Raw genomic sequence first — 19,240 nt, 5'->3', positions numbered from 1 at the left:
CGGGACCGGGTGCTGCAGGTGATGCAGGTGCTGAGGGTGCGTCAGGCGGTCGAGCACCTGACGCACCTCAGGTTCTCAGTCGAGCAGGTCGGCGTAGAGGATCGACGTGAGGTACCGCTCGCCGAAGGACGGGACGATCACGACGATGAGCTTGCCGTCGTTCTCGGGGCGCTTGCCGATCTCGAGCGCGGCGTGGATCGCGGCGCCGGACGAGATGCCGACCAGGAGGCCTTCCTCCTTGGCTGCCCGGCGGGCGACGGCGACGGAGGTCTCCGCGTCCACGTCGAAGACCTCGTCGTAGACGGTGGTGTCGAGGATCTCGGGGACGAAGTTCGCGCCGATGCCCTGGATCTTGTGCGGGCCCGGCTGGCCGCCGTTGAGGATCGGCGACTCGGCCGGCTCGACCGCGACGATCTTCACCTCGGGCTTGCGCTCCTTGAGGACCTGGCCGACGCCGGTGATGGTCCCGCCGGTGCCGATGCCCGCGACGAAGATGTCGATCTCGCCGTCCGTGTCGGCCCAGATCTCCTCGGCCGTGGTGGCGCGGTGGATCGCGGGGTTGGCCTCGTTGGCGAACTGGCTCGCGAGGATCGACCCGGGGCGCTCTGCGGCGATCTCGTTGGCCTTGTTCACGGCGCCCTTCATGCCCTCGGCCGCGGGGGTGAGGATGAGCTCGGCACCGTAGGCGCGCAGCAGGGCGCGGCGCTCCTTGGACATGCTCTCGGGCATGGTGAGCACCACGTCGTAGCCGCGGGCGGCCCCGACGAAGGCGAGGGCGATGCCGGTGTTGCCGGAGGTCGCCTCGACGATGGTCCCGCCAGGCTTCAGCGCGCCGGAGGCCTCGGCCGCGTCGATGATCGAGACGCCGATGCGGTCCTTCACGGAGTTCGCGGGGTTGTAGTACTCGAGCTTGGCGACCACGGTCGCGCCGACGCCCTCGGTGAGGCGGTTGAGGCGGACGAGCGGGGTGTTGCCGATGAGCTGCGTGACGTCGTCGTAGATGCGTGCCATGGGATGTCCTTTGTCGGGTGCTGTCCGCGAGCGGAGGAGGGCGGGGAGTCGTGCGAGCGCCGAGCAGGGCCGGCGCTGCGAGGGCCGTGCGCTGGGTGGGGACGAGCGGTGATCCGCCCGACGGTGGGCAGGGATCAGCGCTCTAGAGACACTGCAGACAGCAGGGCGAGGAGACGGCGCGGCCACAGGGGGTGCCGTGCCCGCGGAGGCGGGGCTGTGCGGACCGGGTTGGGGTCGCGGCGAAGCGGCGGGGGACGTCACGCATGGTGCTGGGCTGTCCCACCGTGCTCCCCTCGTCGTCGTCCAGAGCAGACCCGAGGTGCGGCGGCGCACGAGGTACGGCGGGGTCTGCCCTGCCCGAGCGACTGTATCGACAGTGCTGGTGGGGTGCAACGGTGCGCCCCGACGGACCTGCGCCGAGGAGGGTGAAAGCGGTGGGGGTCGAGGACCAGCGCACCAGGGCCGGTATTGTCGCGGGACACCACGACCCAGGGGACCCATGAACCACCGCACGCTCGCCGCTCTCGCCCTCGCCTCGCTCGTCGCCCTGTCGGGCGCCTGCTCGTCCGCCGCAGACACGGAGGCACCCGACCTGTGGGTGGCCACCGAGGTCACGGTGCCCCCGACCGCGCAGGAGCGGATCGACGCCGCGAAGGACCCGCGGCCGCGCCCGCCACGAGCGTCGCAGCCCACCTCTGCCGACCTGTGGCGGTCGACGCTCGACGCCCAGTGGTTCGACCTGGGCGTCGAGGGGCAGGCCGAGATCTGCGATTCCTGGCGCACGCTCGGCAACGCAGAGGCGCACACGCTCTTGCTCGTGCCGGACACGATCTCGGCCTACGAGGTGGGGGAGAAGCTCGAGGGCGAGCTCTGCCTCGACTACCCCGGCTGACCGCCGGGCTGATACCGACGTCACACGACGAAGCCCCCGGACCCGCATGGGGTCCGGGGGCTTCTGGCGCTGGAGCGGGCGACGAGAATCGAACTCGCATCATCAGTTTGGAAGACTGAGGCTTTACCACTAAGCTACGCCCGCACGGTCCAGATCCGGGCTCCTTGCTCGACCGCTCGGCCGGCTGATCCTCTGACGAGGTCCAGCGTCTGCACGGAAGAACTGAGCGGTCCGGAACGAACCTGCGACAGACACCCTAGCAAAGGATCTCGGGTGCTCGGTCATGCCGGAGCGCCGCCCGGTGCGCTCCGCCGGTCGCCCGCTCGTCCTCGACGGTCACCTCGCCGGGAGCACGCGCCGAGGGCGTCTATGCTTGGCCGAGTGCGCGCCGCCCTGCGGCGCCACGGGGTGTGGCGCAGGTTGGTAGCGCGTCCGGTTTGGGACCGGAAGGTCGCAGGTTCGAATCCTGTCACCCCGACTCGCAGCGGAGGGCCCGGCGCTGGAGAACTCGACTCGTGCCGCGGTCCTCCGTCGCGACCGACTCCCGGGTGATCATCCCCCGCTGCCCCGCGCACCAGCGCTCTGCTATGTCCTGCACCCCTCGGTGACGTACGATCTTCTGGTTGCTCGTGGGCGAGTATGGCTCGCGAGGCGCGGTGCCCCGGTGACGGCGACCCAGGTCTTGCAGACTCAGGTCCGTCGTCGTGCGGCCCCCGCGTGAACGCACGAGAACCTCAGTAACGTTCGTGCCGGGTTATCGGCATGCCATCGAGCAGTTGGAGATCATCGAAGTGAAGAGCGCCGTCGAGACCCTGGACCCGACCAAGGTCAAGCTGACCGTCGAGGTGGAGTACGACGAGCTCAAGCCGAGCATCGATCACGCGTACAAGCACATCGCCGAGCAGGTCTCCGTCCCCGGATTCCGCAAGGGCAAGGTGCCTGCCCGCATCATCGACCAGCGCGTCGGCCGTGGGGCCGTGCTTGAGCACGCGATCAACGAGTCGCTGTCCGGCTTCTACCGCCAGGCCGTGTCGGAGACGGACATCCGTCCGCTCGGCCAGCCCGACGTGCAGGTCGTCAAGGTCCCCGAGCTCGAGAGCGAGGGTGGCGAGCTCCACTTCACCGCCGAGGTCGAGGTCCGCCCCGAGGTCGAGCTCCCCGAGCTGTCGTCCATCAAGGTCACGGTCGACGACGTCGAGGTCTCCGACGACGACGTCGACGGTCGCCTCGAGTCGCTCCGTGAGCGCTTCGGCACCCTCGTGGGTGTCGACCGTCCCGCGGCCGAGGGCGACTTCGTCGTCATCGACCTCAAGGCGACGGTCGGCGACGAGGAGGTCGACAACGTCTCCGGCGTGTCGTACCAGATTGGCTCGGGCAACATGCTCGAGGGCCTCGACGAGGCGCTCACCGGCCTGTCCGCAGACGAGACCACCACCTTCGTCGCGCCGCTCGCCGGTGGCGAGCACGAGGGCCAGGACGCGAGCATCTCCGTCGTCGCGACGGCCGTGAAGCAGCGCGACCTCCCCGAGGTGGACGACGAGTTCGCGCAGCTCGCGAGCGAGTTCGACACGATCGACGAGCTCAAGGCCGACCTGCGCGAGCAGGCTGCTGGCGTCAAGCAGTCGAACCAGGCCGTCCAGGCCCGCGACCTGCTGCTCGAGCAGCTCACCACCTCCGAGGTGCCGCTGCCCGCCGGCGTCATCGAGGCCGAGGTCGTCCGTCACCTCGAGGGTGAGGGGCGTCTCGAGGACGACGAGCACCGTGCCGAGGTGACCGAGCAGACCCAGGTCGCGCTCAAGAACCAGATCGTGCTCGACATCCTCGCCGAGAAGCTCGAGATCAAGGTGGCTCAGAACGAGCTCCTCGACTACCTCGTCAACGCGAGCCGTCAGTACGGCATGGACCCGAACACCTTCATCAAGACCATCGACGAGAACGGCCAGATCCCGGCCATGGTCGGCGAGGTCGCACGCTCGAAGGCTCTCGCCGTCGCGCTGCGCCAGGTCGAGGTCGTCGACGGTGCCGGCAAGGCCGTGGACCTCTCCGAGTTCATCGGCTCGGACGAGGACGACGCCGCGGTCGAGGCTGCTGGCGCCGCCGCGGTCGAGGGCGCGGACGCCGAGGTCGTCGAGACCGAGGCAGCCGAGCAGGACGCCGAGTCGGCCGACACGGCTGACAAGGCCTGACGCTCCACCGCACCACCGGCCCGCGAGGCCACCAGCAGGGCCCCGTCTCGACCGAGGCGGGGCCCTGCTGCATCTGCGGACCGGCACGGCCGGACGGGCTCCAGCACGCCGTGCAGGGACGCGCGACAGGGGGTGAGGGCATGTGCGCCCAAAGCGAAACAGCCCTGGTCCGGGACGAGACACGGGGTGCGCGCGCGTTAGGGTCACAACAAGCAAGGGTCAGCAGCACGAAGAAGGAGTTCGCGTGAACGAGCAGATGCCAGTGGCAGCCCGCGGAGACGTGGCAGGCCTGGGCCTGAACGACAGCATCTACAACCGTCTTCTCAAGGAGCGCATCATCTGGCTCGGCTCGGAGGTCCGCGACGACAACGCGAACGCCATCTGCGCCCAGATGATGCTCCTGGCAGCGGAGGACCCTGAGAAGGACATCTTCCTGTACATCAACTCTCCCGGTGGCTCGATCACCGCGGGCATGGCGATCTACGACACCATGCAGTTCATCCAGCCGGACGTCGCGACCGTCGCGATGGGCATGGCGGCCTCGATGGGGCAGTTCCTGCTCTCGTCGGGCACCAAGGGCAAGCGCTACGCGACGCCCCACGCCCGCGTGATGATGCACCAGCCCTCGGGCGGCATCGGTGGCACGGCGACCGACGTGCGCATCAACGCGGAGCTCATCCTCCACATGAAGCGCGTGCTCGCCGAGCTGATCGCCGAGCAGACGGGCAAGAGCACGGAGCAGATCCACACCGACTCGGACCGCGACCGCTGGTTCACCGCCCCCGAGGCGCTCGAGTACGGGTTCATCGACAAGGTCGTGACCCACGCCGGTGCGGTCGCCGGTGGCGGCGGCACGACCGGCTCCTGAGCCGACGCCGACCTCGATCCCGTACAGACCTCTTAGGAGCAGACCAATGAGCACCGAGTCTCAGTTCATCAGCACCGCGCAGCGCCTCGCCGGCGCCGGCGGCCTGGCGATGCCGTACGGCTCGCCGTCGTCGCGCTACATCTTCCCGCAGTTCGAGGAGCGCACGGCCTACGGCATCAAGCGCCAGGACCCGTACAGCAAGCTGTTCGAGGACCGCATCATCTTCCTGGGTGTCCAGGTCGACGACGCGTCCGCCGACGACGTCATGGCGCAGCTGCTCGTCCTGGAGAGCCAGGAGCCGAACCGCGACATCATCCTGTACATCAACTCACCCGGTGGCTCGTTCACCGCGATGACGGCGATCTACGACACGATGCAGTACATCACCTCGCAGGTCCAGACCGTCTGCCTCGGGCAGGCGGCCTCGGCTGCGGCCGTGCTGCTCGCGGCCGGTACCCCCGGCAAGCGTCTCGCCCTCCCCAACGCTCGCGTGCTGATCCACCAGCCCGCGATGGAGGGCGGCAACTACGCGCAGGCCTCGGACATCGAGATCCACGCGAACGAGCTCATCCGCATGCGCGAGTGGCTCGAGAGCACGCTCGCGCTGCACTCCGGCCGCGACGTGGAGCAGGTCCGCAAGGACATCGAGCGCGACAAGATCCTCTCCGCGCAGCAGGCCGTCGACTACGGCCTGGTGGACAGCATCCTGGAGAGCCGCAAGTCGGCCGTCCAGAACAAGGGCTGACCAGCCCGACCTCATGACCCGGGAGCGGTCCCGGGGGGTGAGAACCGCTGCACCCGTCGGAGCGCCATGCTGACTTTGGCGCTCCGATGGTGTGCAATGGACGCAAGTTCGACCAGCGGTCCCGAGGACGTGAACGGGGCCGGCTGGGACGTCATGAGCCGCTCCCGTCGGGGGCGGACCGGGAGGAGACGGCTGTGACACGCATCGGTGACGGCGCAGACCTGCTCAAGTGCTCCTTCTGCGGGAAGTCCCAGAAGCAGGTCAAGAAGCTCATCGCAGGCCCAGGGGTGTACATCTGCGACGAGTGCATCGACCTCTGCAACGAGATCATCGAGGAAGAGCTCACCGAGGCGGCCGAGGTCGGCATGGTCGAGCTCCCCAAGCCGCGGGCGATCTTCGACTTCCTCGAGCAGTACATCATCGGCCAGGAGGGCGCGAAGCGCTCGCTCGCCGTGGCGGTCTACAACCACTACAAGCGGATCCAGGCGGGCGAGGGCGCCCGCTCGGTCGGCGAGGACGCGTCCCAGGTCGACATCGCCAAGTCCAACATCCTGCTCATCGGGCCGACCGGCTGCGGCAAGACGTACCTGGCCCAGACGCTCGCGAAGATGCTCAACGTGCCCTTCGCGATCGCGGACGCCACGGCGCTCACCGAGGCCGGGTACGTGGGCGAGGACGTCGAGAACATCCTGCTCAAGCTCATCCAGGCCGCGGACTACGACGTCAAGAAGGCCGAGACGGGCATCATCTACATCGACGAGGTCGACAAGATCGCCCGCAAGTCGGAGAACCCGTCGATCACCCGTGACGTCTCGGGCGAGGGCGTCCAGCAAGCGCTGCTGAAGATCCTCGAGGGGACCACCGCGTCGGTGCCCCCGCAGGGCGGTCGCAAGCACCCGCACCAGGAGTTCATCCAGATCGACACGACGAACGTGCTGTTCATCGTCGCCGGTGCCTTCGCGGGGCTCGACGAGATCATCTCCTCGCGCGCCGGCAAGCACGGCATCGGCTTCGGTGCCCCGCTGCACACCGCGGACGCGGCGGACGCCTTCGGCGACGTGATGCCCGAGGACCTCCTGAAGTTCGGTCTGATCCCCGAGTTCATCGGTCGCGTGCCCGTCATCACGACGGTGACCCCGCTCGACCAGACCTCCCTCGTGCGCATCCTCACGGAGCCGCGCAACGCGCTCGTCAAGCAGTACCAGCGGATGTTCGAGATCGACGGGGTCGAGCTCGAGTTCACCGACGACGCCGTCGCCGCGATCGCCGACCAGGCGCTGCTGCGCGGCACAGGCGCTCGTGGTCTGCGCGCCATCATGGAGGAGGTCCTCCAGCAGGTGATGTTCGAGGTGCCGAGCCGCGACGACGTCGAGCGTGTGGTCGTCACGGGTGAGGCCGTCCTCGAGAACGTCTACCCAACCCTGGTCCCGCGTGCCGCACGGGGTGGCAAGAGCGCTCCTCGCGAGAAGAGCGCGTGACCGCCGAGCCGTCAGCCGGGCAGGACGGCGGCACGCCGCAGCGGGGCGACGCGTCGTCTGCTCCGAGCCCCACCGCCCCCCAGCCGAGCGACCCGACGCAGGACCCGAGCATCCGTGCGGAGATCCTCCGTCTGCGCGGCAGCATCGACAACATCGACGCGTCGCTCGTCTACCTGCTCGCCGAGCGCTTCAAGTGCACGGAGCGCGTGGGCGAGCTCAAGGCGCAGGGCGGTGTCGCGCCCGCCGACCCGCTCCGCGAGAGCCAGCAGATCGAGCGCCTCGGCGGGATCGCCCGCGAGGCCGGGCTCGACCAGGGCTTCGCCGAGGAGTTCCGCTCGTTCATCGTCGGTGAGGTGGTCCGTCGCCACGCGGCGATCGCGGCCGAGCGCGGCGGAGAGCCCGTCCTCGACACGTACTCGTAGCAGCAGGTCTGGCCGGGCCGTCCCAGAGCCGTCCGAGCCACCCCTCGAGGCCGTCACCCTTCCTGCGTCCTCCGTGATCGCGAGCCTCTCGCCGGTCCTCAGGTGCAGCGACCCTCCTGCGCGGTCGCGCTCGTCGTCGATGTGGGCCAGAGTGGAACCTTCGGGGCAGCCCGACCCGCGGCTGTCCTCCCACCACGAGACAGCTGCGAGGGCTCTGGATGAAGATCGACTGGCTCAAGCCCCTTCTGACCGCACCGGGACCGTTCGTCACCGTCTACATCGACGCGACACGGACGAGCGAGGGCGACCGCGAGGTCGAGAACAGGTGGAAGAGCGTCCGCAGATCCCTCGAGAAGGACGGCGCGGACGGTGCCGTCCTCGACGTGATCTCCGAGGAGATCGTGCGCCCGACCCGGGTCGGCGGTTCTCACGGCCGCGTCGTCATCGCCGACGAGACCGGCATCCTGGTCGACCGGGTGACCAAGACGCCCCCGGCCGTCCAGAAGGGCACCTACGGCCCGTTCCCGGCCCTCCTGCAGGCGGCGGGTGCCGCCGACGAGTCCGTGGACTACCTGCGGATCGTCGTCGACCGTCTCGGTGCGGACCTCACGTGGTCCGAGGCGGGCGGTCACATGCCCTACGCCGAGCACGAGTCCGTCGAGGGCGGTCACGACGTCGTCAACAAGGTGAGCTCGGGCGGGCTCTCGCACAAGCGCATCGAGGCGCGTGCCGAGGACTCCTGGGAGCGCAACGCCGAGGCCGTCGCCGCGGAGGTCGACCGCCAGGTCACCGAGCACCGCCCAGAGGTGCTCCTCCTCAGCGGCGACGTCCGTGCCGTCTCCTTGGTCAAGGGAGCCCTGCCCAAGAAGACCGCCGAGCTCGTGGTCGACGTGGCCGGCGGCTCACGTGGCCCCGGGGTGAACGAGGAGTCCTTCGAGGCCAACATCCACGAGGCGCTCGAGGCCTTCCGTGTCCAGCGCCGCACGAAGGTCCTCGACGAGTTCCGGCTGGAGCACGGCCGCAGCACGGGCGGCGTGACCGGGCTCGCGGACGTCATCGCGGTGCTGGCACGTGGTCAGGTCAAGGAGCTGCTGCTGTCGGACCGGTACGGTCCCGACACCGAGCTCGACGGCCGGTCCGTCTGGGTCGGCGCCGAGCCGCTCCAGCTGGCAGGGTCCGAGGCTGAGCTCACGTCCCTCGGCTCGATCACCGACGAGCACGAGCTGCCCGCCACGATCGCGCTGGTCCGTGCGGCCCTCGGGCAGGACGCCGGGCTCACCTTCGTCCCGGACGACGAGCTCTCGCTCGCCGACGGCGTCGGTGCGCTGCTGCGCTGGCACGACAGCGGCACCCCGGGCGACGAGCTGGCCCCCAGCATGTCGTCCGACGGCGGACGCATCGAGAACCTGGGCTAGTGACCTAGAGGGCTCGTCGCCACGGGCGGCTCGCGCCTGAGGACGCGTCGCCGGGGACAGCAGAGGGGCGGTGGTCGTCGACCACCGCCCCTCTGCGTCTGCCGCCCACCACGGAGACGGTTCAGACCGTGCCCGTGGTCTCCGGGCTCGCGTCAGGAGCTGTTCCTGTGCCGCTGTGCGTGGGGTTGAGCACCCGGTCGAGGAAGGCGCGAGTGCGTGCCTCGCGCGGTGCACCGATGACCTGCTCGGGCGGACCGGACTCGACCACCACGCCGCCGTCCATGAAGACGACACGGTCGGCGACCTCGCGGGCGAAGGCCATCTCGTGGGTGACCACGATCATGGTCATGCCCTGCTCGGCGAGGTCCCGCATGACGGTGAGCACGTCGCCGACGAGCTCGGGGTCGAGGGCGGAGGTGGGCTCGTCGAAGAGCATGAGCGAGGGGTTCATGCTCAGTGCACGGGCGATCGCGACGCGCTGCTGCTGCCCACCCGAGAGCTGGGTGGGGTGCGAGTCGCCTCGGTCGGCGAGGCCGACGCGGGCGAGGTTCTCGAGCGCGACCTCCGTCGCCTTCTTCTTGGACCGCTTGAGCACCTTGCGCTGGGCGACGGTGCAGTTCTCCAGGACGGTCTGGTGGGTGAAGAGGTTGAACTGCTGGAACACCATGCCGACGTGCTGGCGCACGACGTCGATGTTGATGTCCGGGTCGGTGATCTCGGCGCCCAGCACCGTGACGGTCCCGGACGTCGCGCTCTCCAGCTGGTTCACGCAGCGCAGGAGCGTGGACTTGCCCGAGCCGGAGGGGCCGATCACGCAGACGACCTCGCCCGGCGTGACCTCGAGGTCGATGCCGCGCAGGACGGCGTTCGAGCCGAAGCTCTTGTGCAGGTCGCGGACCGTGACGACAGGGGCTGCGGCCGCGGTGGTGGGTGCGGTGGTCATGAGCGTGATCCCTTCCCGGTGCGCTTCTCGAGCCAGCGGGCGAGGAGCCCGAGCGGGATCGTGATGCAGAGGTAGCCGAGCCCGGCCACGAACAGGCCGGTGAGGCCTCCGCCGGAGCCGCTGCTCAGCGCGTCGCGGCCGATCTTGGTGAGGTCGAACTGCGTGGGCAGCAGACCCATGAGGTAGATGAGCGAGGTGTCCTTGGTGAGCAGGATGATCTCGTTGGTCATGGGTGGCAGGACGATGCGGAAGGCCTGCGGGATGACCACGGTCACGAGCGTCCTGCTGTGGGACATGCCGAGGGAGCGCGCCGCCTCGATCTGGCCCGGGGGCACCGCCTCGATGCCTGCGCGCAGCGTCTCGGCGATGTAGGCGGCCGAGACCATGCCGAGGGCCAGGGCGGCCTTGAGCGTGAGCGACGGGATCGAGACGCCGAGGGCGATCGGCACCGCGTACGCGAAGGCGATGACGACCAGGAGCGCCGGGATGCCACGGAAGAACTCGATGTACGCGGTCGCGAGCCAGCGGTAGACACCGACCGACGAGAGCTTCATGAGCGCGAGGACGATGCCGAGGCTCAGGCCGACCGCGAAGGCCGCCGCGGTGTAGGTGAGCGTGTTGAGGAAGGCCTGCGGGATCTTGGGGAGGAGGTCCTGGGCGGCCTCGACGTTGAAGATCTGGTCGCCGACGCGACCCCAGTCGATCGCGACGGCGAGGATGACGACGGCGACCACGAGGAGGCCGTACTGGATCCCCCGGGAGATCTTCGCGCGCTTGCGCGGGCTCATCCGGGTTCGGGCCTCCACCGCCGTGACGGGCGCGACGGTGGAGGGAGCAGCGTCAGGGGTCGTCATGCGGCTCAGCCCTCGGCGGGCGCGGTCCCGATCCACTCGGTGTACAGCTCGTCGTAGGTGCCGTCGCTGTGCAGGCGCTCGAGGGTGTCGTCGATCGCGGTGAGGAGCGCGGTGTTGCCCTTCTTCACGCCGAAGCCGTACTGCTCGCCGGTGGAGAAGTTCGCCGCGACCTCGAGGCCGTCGGTGATGAAGGGGGAGAGGACGGCGATGTCGTTGACGACGGCGTCGACCTGCCCGGTCTGGAGGGCCTGGACCTGGGCGCCGAGGTCGTCGAAGACGACGCCCTCGAGGCCGTTCTCCTCGGCCCACGTGGCACCGGTCGTGGCGATCTGGACGGCGATCTTCTTGCCCTCGAGCGAGGCGACGTCGCTGAGGTCGGAGCCCTCGGTGACGAGGAGGCCCTGGTCGGCGTCGAAGTAGGCCTCGGAGAAGTCCATGTTGGCCGCGCGCTCGTCGGTGATCGTGATGCCGGAGGCGACGACGTCGCACTGGTTCGCGTTGAGCGCGGCTCCGGACTCGATGCCGTCGAAGCCGGTGGCGAGCGGTGCGAGCTCGAGGTCGAGGTCTGCGGCGACCTCGCCGACGAGGGACATGTCGAGGCCGACGATCTCGCCGTCCTGCTCGAGCTCGAAGGGCTCGAAGGGCGGGTTGGTGCAGACGGTGAGCATGCCCTCCGAGATGGTGGCGACCGATCCGTCCGCGGCGGTGCCGTCGGGGCTGGTGTCGTCGGAGGAGGAGCATCCTGCGAGGAGGACGCCGCCGAGGGCGACGAGGGCGACTGCGCTGCGAGCGTTGTTCATGGGGACACCTCAGGGCCGAGTGGTTGAGTATTCATCGCCCATGATACATATTCACTCGCCCGGTGGGTCTCACCAGACGGACGTCGTGAGGCAGGTCTCTGCGCTCAGGCCCGTCTCCCTCTGTGTGCAGCCCCGTCGCCTCAACGGACGCGGGTCACCCAGGTCACCGCCGCGTAGAAGACCCTCTCGAACCTGACCGTCGGGTCGGTCATCTGGCGGGTGTCGAGCACCAGCGCCGTCGCGACCGCCACCCGGCCCTGCGCGGTCGCGAGCCGGACCCCGGTGGTGCGGGGCGCGAGCACCAGCCCGTAGACGATCGCCACCACCGAGCCGTCGTCGTGCACGGTCGTGGTCGCCGGGTCGAGCCCTGCCAGGTCGACCCCGGCCTCGGTGAGCAGGTGGGTCGTGCTCCGCAGCCGCAGCGGGCTCCGCAGGCCCGCGAGGCTGTAGTCGGGCCGGTCGGGCCCGGGCAGCCGGCGCAGCACCTGCGCCCGGACGGGCAGCTGGACGGCGAGCTCGTCGGACCCGGTCTCGACCGAGTCGACCGAGACCGGGTACCGCTCCTCGCCCCGCGCGGCGTCAGTCACCGGTCGCCTCCTCCTGCTGGTCGGTGCCAGCCCTCGTCAGCCCGCGTAGATCTGCTCGATCTCGCCGGCGAAGTCCGTGAGCACCTTGGCCCGCTTCACCTTGAGGGAGGGGGTGAGGTACCCGTTGTGCTCGGTGAAGTCCGTGCTGAGGACGTGGATCTTGCGGATGGACTCGGCGCGCGAGACGGCCTCGTTGGTGCGGTCGACGGCGCGCTGCAGCGCCTCGAGCACCACGGGGTCCTTGCCCGCCGCGACGACGTCCATGGCTGGCAGGCCCTTGCTGCGCAGCCACCCGGGGAGCATCTCGGCGTCGAGGGTCACGAGCGCCGCGATGAACGGCTTCTGGTCGCCGACGACCACGCACTGGCTGACGAGGGGGTGACCGCGGAACCGGTCCTCGAGCATCGCCGGGGCGACGTTCTTGCCGCCGGCGGTGACGATGATCTCCTTCTTGCGACCGGTGATCCGCAGGTAGCCGTCGTCGTCGAGGGACCCGAGGTCACCGGTGCGGAACCAGCCGTCGACGAGCGCCTCGGCGGTCGCCTCGGGGTTGTCGTGGTAGCCCCGGAACACGTGCTCGCCGCTGACGAGGATCTCGCCGTCCTCGTCGATCCGCAGCGTCGTCCCCGGGAACGACGGGCCGACCGTCCCGATCTTGATGAGACCCGGACGGTTCACCGCGGTGGGGGCCGTCGTCTCGGTGAGCCCGTAGCCCTCGAGGATGGTGAGCCCGATGCCGCGGTAGAAGTGGCCCAGGCGCTCGCCGAGCGGAGCGCCGCCGGAGATCGCGTACTGCGCCTTGCCGCCGAGCGCGGAGCGCAGCTTGGAGAACACGAGCGCGCTCGCGAGGGCGTGCTGCGCCTTGAGGGCCGGCGAGGGGCCGGGGCCGCCCGAGGTGGCCTCGGACATCGCGATCGAGACCTTCGCCGCCCAGCGGAACAGCTTGAGCCGCGCCCCGCTCCCGGCCTTCTGCTCGGAGGAGTTGTAGACCTTCTCGAACACCCGCGGCACGGCCAGCAGGAAGGTCGGCTGGAAGGTCGCGAGGTCGGGGAGGAGGTTGCGCGTGTCCGGCGTGTGGCCCATGACGGCCCCGGACGTGATGCACAGGACCTCGACGTAGCGGGCGAAGACGTGCGCGAGCGGCATGAACAGCAGCGACCGCGCGCCGGGCACGGCGCAGATGTTGCCGAGCCCCTCGACCCCGTTGCGGGTGAGGAACACGAAGTTCCGGTGCGTGAGCTCGGCACCCTTGGGACGACCGGTGGTGCCCGAGGTGTAGATGATCGTCGCGAGGTCGTCGCCGACGACGGCCTCGCTGCGCGCCGTCACCACGGAGGTCTCGACCTGGGACCCGGCGAGGCGCAGCTGGTCGACGGCGTCGTCGTCGATGACGAGCACGTCGGTGAGGTCCGGGAGCGACGCACGTGCCTCGTCGACGAGCGAGGCGTGCGTCGCGGTCTCGACGAGCGCGAGGCGTACGCCGGCGTCTCCGCAGATCCAGCGGATCTGGTCGGCGGAGCTCGTCTCGTAGACGGGCACGGGCACGGCACCCACCGCCCAGACCGCGAAGTCGAGCAGCGTCCACTCGTAGCGGGTCCGCGACATGATCGCCACGCGGTCGCCCACCTCGATGCCGCGCGCCACGAGCCCCTTGGCGGTCGCCAGGACCTGGTCGGCGAACTGCTGGGCGGTGACCGGCTGCCAGGCGTCCCCGAGGTGGGTCTTGCGCTCGATGAGCACGCCGGTCCCGTCTCTGCGCACCCGGTCGGCGAGGAGGGTGTTGATCGACGTGCTCGGCGGTGCGTCGGTCAGGCTGGGGGAGGCGAACTCGATCATGCGGGCATCCTTGCTGGCGATCGGGCGGGAGGTGGTGCTCGACCGTCGGGGGCGTGCGGGCCCCCGACGGTCGTCGGTCTGGTGCGCTCAGCCGCGCGGCTTCTTGGCCTCGGCCTCGCCGAGCTCGGAGCGCACGACGACGATGCCGCCCTGGACGGCCGGGTCGCCCTGGCCGTCTGCGGCGATGTCGAGCCGGAGCTCGCCGGTGACCCGGCCTGCTCCGCGCAGGTCGACCATCGCGGACTCGATGGCGTGCAGCGAGGCGCGCGGCACCGCGAGCTCGGCCAGCAGGATCGGCGTGCGCATGGAGACCTTGGCCTCGGACTTGATCTTGCGCAGCGTGGCGAGGGCGTGGCCCGACGCGGTGAGCACCGCGAGGTCCGTGCCGTCAGCAGCGGCGCGCAGGCTGTCCGAGGTCGGCCACGCGGCCTGGTGGACCGAGCCCTCGCGCCACCACGACCACACCTCTTCGGTCGCGAAGGGGAGCACGGGGGCGAAGAGCCGCAGGAGCGTGTCGAGGGCGATCGCGAGACCGGTCCGGGCGGAGAGCGTCTCGGCGGTCACGTCGGTAGCCTCGGCGCCGGCACCGTAGGCGCGGTCCTTGACGAGCTCGAGGTAGTCGTCGCAGAAGGTCCAGAAGAAGGTCTCGGAGACCTCGAGCGCCTTGGTGTGGTCGTAGCCCTCGAGCGCGGAGGTCGCGCGGTCGACGACGTCGGCCAGGCCGGCGAGCATCGCGCGGTCGATCGGCTCGGTGACCAGGGCCGGGTCGAGCACGAGGTCGTCGTCCCCGGCGAAGGACAGGGCGAACTTGCTCGCGTTGAGGACCTTGATGGCCAGGCGGCGGCCGATCTTCATCTGGCCGACCTCGAAGGCCGCGTCGGTGCCCAGGCGCGCTGAGGCCGCCCAGTAGCGGACGGCGTCCGAGCCGTGCTCCTCGAGCAGCCCCATCGGCGTGACGACGTTGCCCTTGGACTTGCTCATCTTCTTGCGGTCCGGGTCGAGGATCCAGCCGGAGATGCCGGCGTCGGACCAGGGCAGCGAGCCGTGCTCGAGGTGCGAGCGGACGACGGTCGAGAAGAGCCAGGTGCGGATGATGTCCTGGCCCTGGGGGCGCAGGTCCATCGGGAACACGCGGGAGAAGAGGTCGGGGTCGCTCAGCCAGCCGCCGGCGATCTGCGGGGTGAGGGACGACGTCGCCCAGGTGTCCATGATGTCGGGGTCGCCGACGAAGCCGCCGGCCTGCCCACGCTGCTCGGCGGTGTAGCCGGCCGGCACGTCGGAAGACGGGTCGATGGGCAGGATCGCCTCGTCGGGGACGATCGGCGCGTCCCACTGCGGCTCGCCGTGCTCGTCGACCGGGTACCAGACGGGGATGGGCACGCCGAAGAAGCGCTGGCGCGAGACGAGCCAGTCGCCGTTGAGGCCGCCGACCCAGTTCTCGTACCGGACCTGCATGAACTCGGGGTGGAAGTTCAGCTCGGCTCCGCGGGCGAGCAGCTCGGCGCGCAGGTCGCGGCCCGGGGCCTCGCGGCCACCGTTGCGGATGTACCACTGGCGGCTGGTGACGATCTCGAGGGGCTTGTCGCCCTTCTCGAAGAAGTTCGCCTTGCGCTGCGTGGCGACGGGCTCGCCCTTGAGGTCCCCCGACTCGCGGAGCGCGTCGACGACGACGGTGCGGGCCGAGAAGGTCGTCTTGCCGAGCATCTCGGTGAACAGCGCCGTGCCCTGCTCGGTGGTGATCCACTCCGGGAGCTCGCGGGTGATCCGGCCGTCGCGGACCAGCACCGAGCGGGTGGGCAGCTGGAGCTCGCGCCACCACTGGACGTCGGTGAGGTCGCCGAAGGTGCAGCACATCGCGATGCCGGCACCCTTGTCGCGCTCGGCGAGGGTGTGCGCGAGGACGGGGACCTCGACGCCGAAGAGCGGGGAGGTGACCGTGGTGCCGAAGAGGTGCTGGTAGCGCTCGTCGTCCGGGTGCGCGATGAGCGCGACGCAGGCGGGGAGCAGCTCGGGGCGGGTGGTCTCGATGACCACCTCGGAGCCGTCGGCCGCGTGGAAGGCGACCTTGTGGAAGTGGCCGGGGTAGTCGCGGGCCTCGAGCTCGGCCTGGGCCACAGCGGTCTGGAAGGTCACGTCCCACAGCCCGGGGGCCTCGGCCTGGTAGGCCTCGCCGCGCGAGAGGTTGCGCAGGAAAGCGGTTTGAGCAACTGCCTGGGCCGGCTGCCCGATGGTCTGGTAGTGGTGCGCCCAGTCGACGCTCAGGCCGAGGTAGCGCCACAGCGCCTCGAACTGCTGCTCGTCCTCGGCGGTGAGGCGCTCGCACAGCTCGATGAAGTTCTTGCGGCTGATGGGCTGCTGGTCGGCTGCCTTGACGCTCTTGCCCTCGGCTCCCTGGAGCGGAGGCTCGTAGCCCTCGACGTACGGCAGCGAGGTGTCGCAGCGCACGCCGTAGTAGTTCTGCACACGACGCTCGGTCGGCAGGCCGTTGTCGTCCCAGCCCATCGGGTAGAACACGGACTTGCCGCGCATGCGCTGGAAGCGCGCGACGACGTCGGTGTGGGTGTAGCTGAACACGTGGCCGACGTGCAGCGAGCCCGACACCGTCGGGGGAGGGGTGTCGATCGAGTAGACGTCCGCGCGCTCGGCGCTGCGGTCGAAGGAGTAGGTGCCGTCGGTAGCCCACGCGGAGTCCCAGCGGCCCTCGAGGCCGTCGAGGCTGACCTTCTCCGGGACCTGCTTGACCGTCGCGACCACGGGTCGGGTGTCGTGCGGGGTGGGGGCAGGTGCGGCGAAGTCGGGTGAGCTCATGGGCCCATCTTTCCAGATCCGCGCCACGTCACGTGTCACGGACCCCAGGGAGTCTCGGCGACCGAGATCACAGGGACGGCTCTCCCGCAGGTGCGTGACGTGGCGTACTCTGACGCCACGGGCTGTGCTCAGCCCAGGGTGCCGTGCCTCGTGCGAGGCTCATCGTCGGCCAGCCCGTCCTTGAAGAGCAGGGAATCAGTCGTGAACGAGATGTGTTGTCGGTTCAGCCGCCGCCTCTCCGTTCCGCCGACCCTGTAAGGACCCTGCCCCATGTCGATCGACCGCGACATCATCGGGCCCGTGACGACCGCCAAGACCACCCGCAGCGTCTCGCTGTGGGCTCGGCTGCGCCGTGACCGGCTCGCCGTGGCAGGCCTCGTCACCATCGGCTTCTTCGTCCTCGTGGCGATCTTCGCGCCGCTGCTCTCGTCGCTCTCGGGCAACGACCCGTACACGTACCACCTCGACGCGCTCGACTCCTCGGGTGCACCGGCGGGCTTCGGCGGCGGCATCAGCGCCGAGCACTGGTTCGGCGTCGAGCCCCTCACCGGGCGCGACCTCTTCTCGATCGTCGTCCACGGCTCGCGCACCTCGCTCGTGGTCGGTCTGGGCGCGACGGTCGTCGCGATGGTGATCGGCACGGTCGTCGGTCTGGTGGCGGGGTACTTCGGCGGGTGGGTCGACACCGTCGCGAGCCGCGTCATCGACGTGATGTTCGGGTTCCCGAGCCTCATCTTCATGATCGCCCTCGGGGCGATCGTCCCCGTGTCCTTCCCGCGGGTCATGCTGCTCGTGCTCATCATCGGGTTCTTCGGGTGGGCCTCGATCGCCCGCGTGGTCCGCGGGCAGGTGCTCTCGCTGCGCAAGCAGGGCTACGTCCGGGCGTCGACCGCCCTCGGCGCCGGTCACGCCCACATCCTGTTCCGGCAGATCCTGCCCAACCTCAGCGCGACCATCGTGGTCTTCGCGACCATCACCATCCCGGCGACCATCGGTTCCGAGGCGGCGCTGTCGTTCCTCGGCGTCGGGGTGGCCCCGCCGACCCCGTCGTGGGGCCGGTCGATCGGTGACGCCGTCACCTGGTTCTCGGTCACGCCGATGTACCTCGTCTTCCCCGGAGCGGCCTTGTTCTTCATCACCCTGGCCTTCAACGTCTTCGGCGACGGCCTCCGCGACGCCCTCGACCCACGCTCGAGGGGGGTCCGCTCGTGAGCGACCATCAGCAGCCCGGCGCGCCCGTCGTCCAGGGCCCCGGCAGCCCCGCCGCGGCCCGGTCCGCGGGGATCGGGACGAGCGCGGCCCGCACCGCCTGGTTCGTGCTCGGCAAGGCGACCGGCATGGTCGTCGTGCTCCTCGTCGTCTCCGCACTCACCTACGCCGTGTTCGTGCTGCTCCCCGCCGACCCCGCGCAGCTGGCCTGCGGCCGCCCCTGCACGCCCGAGCGTCTGGAGGCCGCGCGCGGCTACATGGGTCTCGACCAGCCCGCCTGGAAGCAGTACCTGCTGTTCCTCGGCGGGATCTTCGCCGGACGGACCTTCGGGGCCGGCGCGACCGCCATCGAGTGCGCGACCCCGTGCCTCGGGTACTCCTTCCGCCTCAACGAGTCGGTGACCGACCTCATCCTCAACCGCCTGCCCGTCACGGTGTCGATCGCCGTGGGCGCCGCGGTGCTGTGGCTGGTCGTCGGTGTGCTGTCGGGCGTGGTCGCCGCGATCAAGCGGGGGACGGCCGTCGACCGCCTCATCATCCTCGGAGCCATCGCGGGCGTCTCCGCGCCGAGCTACCTCGTCGGCCTGCTGGCGATCCTGCTCTTCGGCTTCACGCTCGACATGGTCCCGGTCTCGGGCTACGTGCCGTTCACCGAGAGCCCGGTCGACTGGGCCTGGCACCTCGTGCTCCCGTGGACGGTGCTCGCGCTCCTGTCGGCGGCCGTCTACGCACGCCTCACCCGCGCGCAGATGCTCGACGTCATGGGCCAGGACTACATCCGGACCGCCCGCGCCAAGGGCCTCACCGAGGGGCGGGTCATCACCCGGCACGCCCTGCGCAACGTGATGATCCCGGTCATCACGCTGTTCGGCCTAGACCTCGGCTCGCTGCTCGGCGGTGCGGTCATCACCGAGCGCGTCTTCTCCATGCCGGGCCTCGGCTCGCTCCTGCTCGACGCCGTCGGCAACTTCGACCTGCCGATCCTCGTGGGCGTCACGCTCTTCTCGGCCGCGATCATCATCGTGGCGAACTTCGTCGTCGACCTCGTCTACGGCGTCCTCGACCCGCGGTCCCGCTCGTGAGCGGCACCCGGGTGGTCCTGCGCGGTGGCGTCGTGCCCGGTCACGGCATCGAGCCTGCGCACCCTGCGCCGGTCATGCAGCGATGTACACAGCGCTGACTCAGC

16 protein-coding genes and 2 tRNA genes are annotated in these 19,240 nt (G+C 70.0%); 10 read left to right on the top strand and 8 right to left on the bottom strand.

All coding sequences use genetic code 11. From position 1 onward, the window contains the following. Nucleotides 1-75 precede the first annotated feature (75 nt). Complete coding sequence (gene cysK, locus SKED_RS11985; protein WP_012867424.1) at nucleotides 76-1,011, bottom strand: cysteine synthase A; 936 nt, start codon at nucleotides 1,009-1,011, stop codon at nucleotides 76-78. 499 nt (nucleotides 1,012-1,510) lie between these two features. On the opposite strand from cysK, the gene SKED_RS11980 reads away from it, so the two are divergent. Continuing rightward, nucleotides 1,511-1,903: a hypothetical protein gene (locus SKED_RS11980; protein WP_012867423.1), complete on the top strand. Its 393-nt coding sequence runs from the start codon at nucleotides 1,511-1,513 to the stop codon at nucleotides 1,901-1,903. Nucleotides 1,904-1,973: 70 nt separating this feature from the next. On the opposite strand, the gene SKED_RS11975 is transcribed toward SKED_RS11980, so the two are convergent. Next, nucleotides 1,974-2,047, bottom strand: a tRNA-Gly gene (locus SKED_RS11975). A gap of 260 nt (nucleotides 2,048-2,307) precedes the next feature. On the opposite strand from SKED_RS11975, the gene SKED_RS11970 reads away from it, so the two are divergent. The 7 genes from SKED_RS11970 (at nucleotide 2,308) to SKED_RS11940 (ending at nucleotide 9,017) form a co-directional block, all read left to right on the top strand. Further along, nucleotides 2,308-2,381, top strand: a tRNA-Pro gene (locus SKED_RS11970). A 313-nt stretch (nucleotides 2,382-2,694) separates the two neighbouring features. Beyond that, nucleotides 2,695-4,089, top strand: a complete 1,395-nt coding sequence (tig, locus tag SKED_RS11965) for a trigger factor (RefSeq protein WP_042438017.1) — start codon at nucleotides 2,695-2,697, stop codon at nucleotides 4,087-4,089. A gap of 244 nt (nucleotides 4,090-4,333) precedes the next feature. Further along, nucleotides 4,334-4,957: an ATP-dependent Clp protease proteolytic subunit gene (locus SKED_RS11960; protein ID WP_012867421.1), complete on the top strand. Its 624-nt coding sequence runs from the start codon at nucleotides 4,334-4,336 to the stop codon at nucleotides 4,955-4,957. A 46-nt stretch (nucleotides 4,958-5,003) separates the two neighbouring features. Beyond that, a complete protein-coding gene (locus tag SKED_RS11955) occupies nucleotides 5,004-5,702 on the top strand; it encodes an ATP-dependent Clp protease proteolytic subunit (protein ID WP_012867420.1) in 699 nt (232 codons plus the stop codon). A 194-nt stretch (nucleotides 5,703-5,896) separates the two neighbouring features. Beyond that, nucleotides 5,897-7,180, top strand: a complete 1,284-nt coding sequence (clpX, locus tag SKED_RS11950) for an ATP-dependent Clp protease ATP-binding subunit ClpX (RefSeq protein ID WP_012867419.1) — start codon at nucleotides 5,897-5,899, stop codon at nucleotides 7,178-7,180. After that, nucleotides 7,177-7,602, top strand: a complete 426-nt coding sequence (locus tag SKED_RS11945; RefSeq protein ID WP_012867418.1) for a chorismate mutase — start codon at nucleotides 7,177-7,179, stop codon at nucleotides 7,600-7,602. Before clpX ends, SKED_RS11945 begins: the two co-directional genes overlap by 4 nt. A gap of 218 nt (nucleotides 7,603-7,820) precedes the next feature. Continuing rightward, entirely contained in the window at nucleotides 7,821-9,017 is a 1,197-nt protein-coding gene (locus tag SKED_RS11940) for a baeRF2 domain-containing protein (RefSeq protein ID WP_012867417.1), read from the top strand. Nucleotides 9,018-9,138: 121 nt separating this feature from the next. On the opposite strand, the gene SKED_RS11935 is transcribed toward SKED_RS11940, so the two are convergent. The 6 genes from SKED_RS11935 to valS all read right to left on the bottom strand — a co-directional run bounded on the left by SKED_RS11935 (nucleotide 9,139) and on the right by valS (nucleotide 16,845). Then, complete coding sequence (locus SKED_RS11935; RefSeq protein ID WP_012867416.1) at nucleotides 9,139-9,960, bottom strand: amino acid ABC transporter ATP-binding protein; 822 nt, start codon at nucleotides 9,958-9,960, stop codon at nucleotides 9,139-9,141. Continuing rightward, nucleotides 9,957-10,814: an amino acid ABC transporter permease gene (locus SKED_RS11930; RefSeq protein ID WP_012867415.1), complete on the bottom strand. Its 858-nt coding sequence runs from the start codon at nucleotides 10,812-10,814 to the stop codon at nucleotides 9,957-9,959. The genes SKED_RS11935 and SKED_RS11930 overlap by 4 nt, the downstream gene beginning before the upstream one ends. 5 nt (nucleotides 10,815-10,819) lie before the next feature. Beyond that, a complete protein-coding gene (locus tag SKED_RS11925) occupies nucleotides 10,820-11,614 on the bottom strand; it encodes a transporter substrate-binding domain-containing protein (protein ID WP_012867414.1) in 795 nt (264 codons plus the stop codon). A gap of 140 nt (nucleotides 11,615-11,754) precedes the next feature. After that, nucleotides 11,755-12,201, bottom strand: a complete 447-nt coding sequence (locus tag SKED_RS11920; protein WP_012867413.1) for a hypothetical protein — start codon at nucleotides 12,199-12,201, stop codon at nucleotides 11,755-11,757. A gap of 36 nt (nucleotides 12,202-12,237) precedes the next feature. Further along, nucleotides 12,238-14,037 carry an AMP-dependent synthetase/ligase gene (locus SKED_RS11915; protein WP_012867412.1) on the bottom strand — a complete coding sequence of 600 codons (1,800 nt, stop codon included), beginning with the start codon at nucleotides 14,035-14,037 and terminating at the stop codon, nucleotides 12,238-12,240. 87 nt (nucleotides 14,038-14,124) lie between these two features. Further along, nucleotides 14,125-16,845 carry a valine--tRNA ligase gene (gene valS, locus SKED_RS11910; RefSeq protein WP_012867411.1) on the bottom strand — a complete coding sequence of 907 codons (2,721 nt, stop codon included), beginning with the start codon at nucleotides 16,843-16,845 and terminating at the stop codon, nucleotides 14,125-14,127. A gap of 270 nt (nucleotides 16,846-17,115) precedes the next feature. On the opposite strand from valS, the gene SKED_RS11905 reads away from it, so the two are divergent. Both SKED_RS11905 and SKED_RS11900 read left to right on the top strand, forming a co-directional pair. Next, complete coding sequence (locus SKED_RS11905; RefSeq protein ID WP_012867409.1) at nucleotides 17,116-18,057, top strand: ABC transporter permease; 942 nt, start codon at nucleotides 17,116-17,118, stop codon at nucleotides 18,055-18,057. Further along, on the top strand, nucleotides 18,054-19,136 hold the full coding sequence (locus tag SKED_RS11900; RefSeq protein ID WP_012867408.1) for an ABC transporter permease: 1,083 nt from the start codon (nucleotides 18,054-18,056) through the stop codon (nucleotides 19,134-19,136). The genes SKED_RS11905 and SKED_RS11900 overlap by 4 nt, the downstream gene beginning before the upstream one ends. Nucleotides 19,137-19,240 lie beyond the last annotated feature (104 nt).

Source organism: Sanguibacter keddieii DSM 10542 (genome assembly GCF_000024925.1).
GTDB lineage: Bacteria > Actinomycetota > Actinomycetes > Actinomycetales > Cellulomonadaceae > Sanguibacter > Sanguibacter keddieii.
Note: the sequence above shows the minus strand (reverse complement) of the source record. Positions and strands in the feature narration are given on the sequence as shown.

What these genes read in the sequence shown, in the direction of transcription:
- cysK (WP_012867424.1), bottom strand. Translation starts at nt 1,011, where the DNA reads ATGGCACGCATCTACGACGACGTCACGCAGCTCATCGGCAACACCCCG.
- SKED_RS11980 (WP_012867423.1), top strand. Translation starts at nt 1,511, where the DNA reads ATGAACCACCGCACGCTCGCCGCTCTCGCCCTCGCCTCGCTCGTCGCC.
- SKED_RS11955 (WP_012867420.1), top strand. Translation starts at nt 5,004, where the DNA reads ATGAGCACCGAGTCTCAGTTCATCAGCACCGCGCAGCGCCTCGCCGGC.
- SKED_RS11940 (WP_012867417.1), top strand. Translation starts at nt 7,821, where the DNA reads ATGAAGATCGACTGGCTCAAGCCCCTTCTGACCGCACCGGGACCGTTC.
- SKED_RS11935 (WP_012867416.1), bottom strand. Translation starts at nt 9,960, where the DNA reads ATGACCACCGCACCCACCACCGCGGCCGCAGCCCCTGTCGTCACGGTC.
- SKED_RS11930 (WP_012867415.1), bottom strand. Translation starts at nt 10,814, where the DNA reads ATGACGACCCCTGACGCTGCTCCCTCCACCGTCGCGCCCGTCACGGCG.
- SKED_RS11925 (WP_012867414.1), bottom strand. Translation starts at nt 11,614, where the DNA reads ATGAACAACGCTCGCAGCGCAGTCGCCCTCGTCGCCCTCGGCGGCGTC.
- SKED_RS11915 (WP_012867412.1), bottom strand. Translation starts at nt 14,037, where the DNA reads ATGATCGAGTTCGCCTCCCCCAGCCTGACCGACGCACCGCCGAGCACG.
- valS (WP_012867411.1), bottom strand. Translation starts at nt 16,845, where the DNA reads ATGAGCTCACCCGACTTCGCCGCACCTGCCCCCACCCCGCACGACACC.
- SKED_RS11905 (WP_012867409.1), top strand. Translation starts at nt 17,116, where the DNA reads ATGTCGATCGACCGCGACATCATCGGGCCCGTGACGACCGCCAAGACC.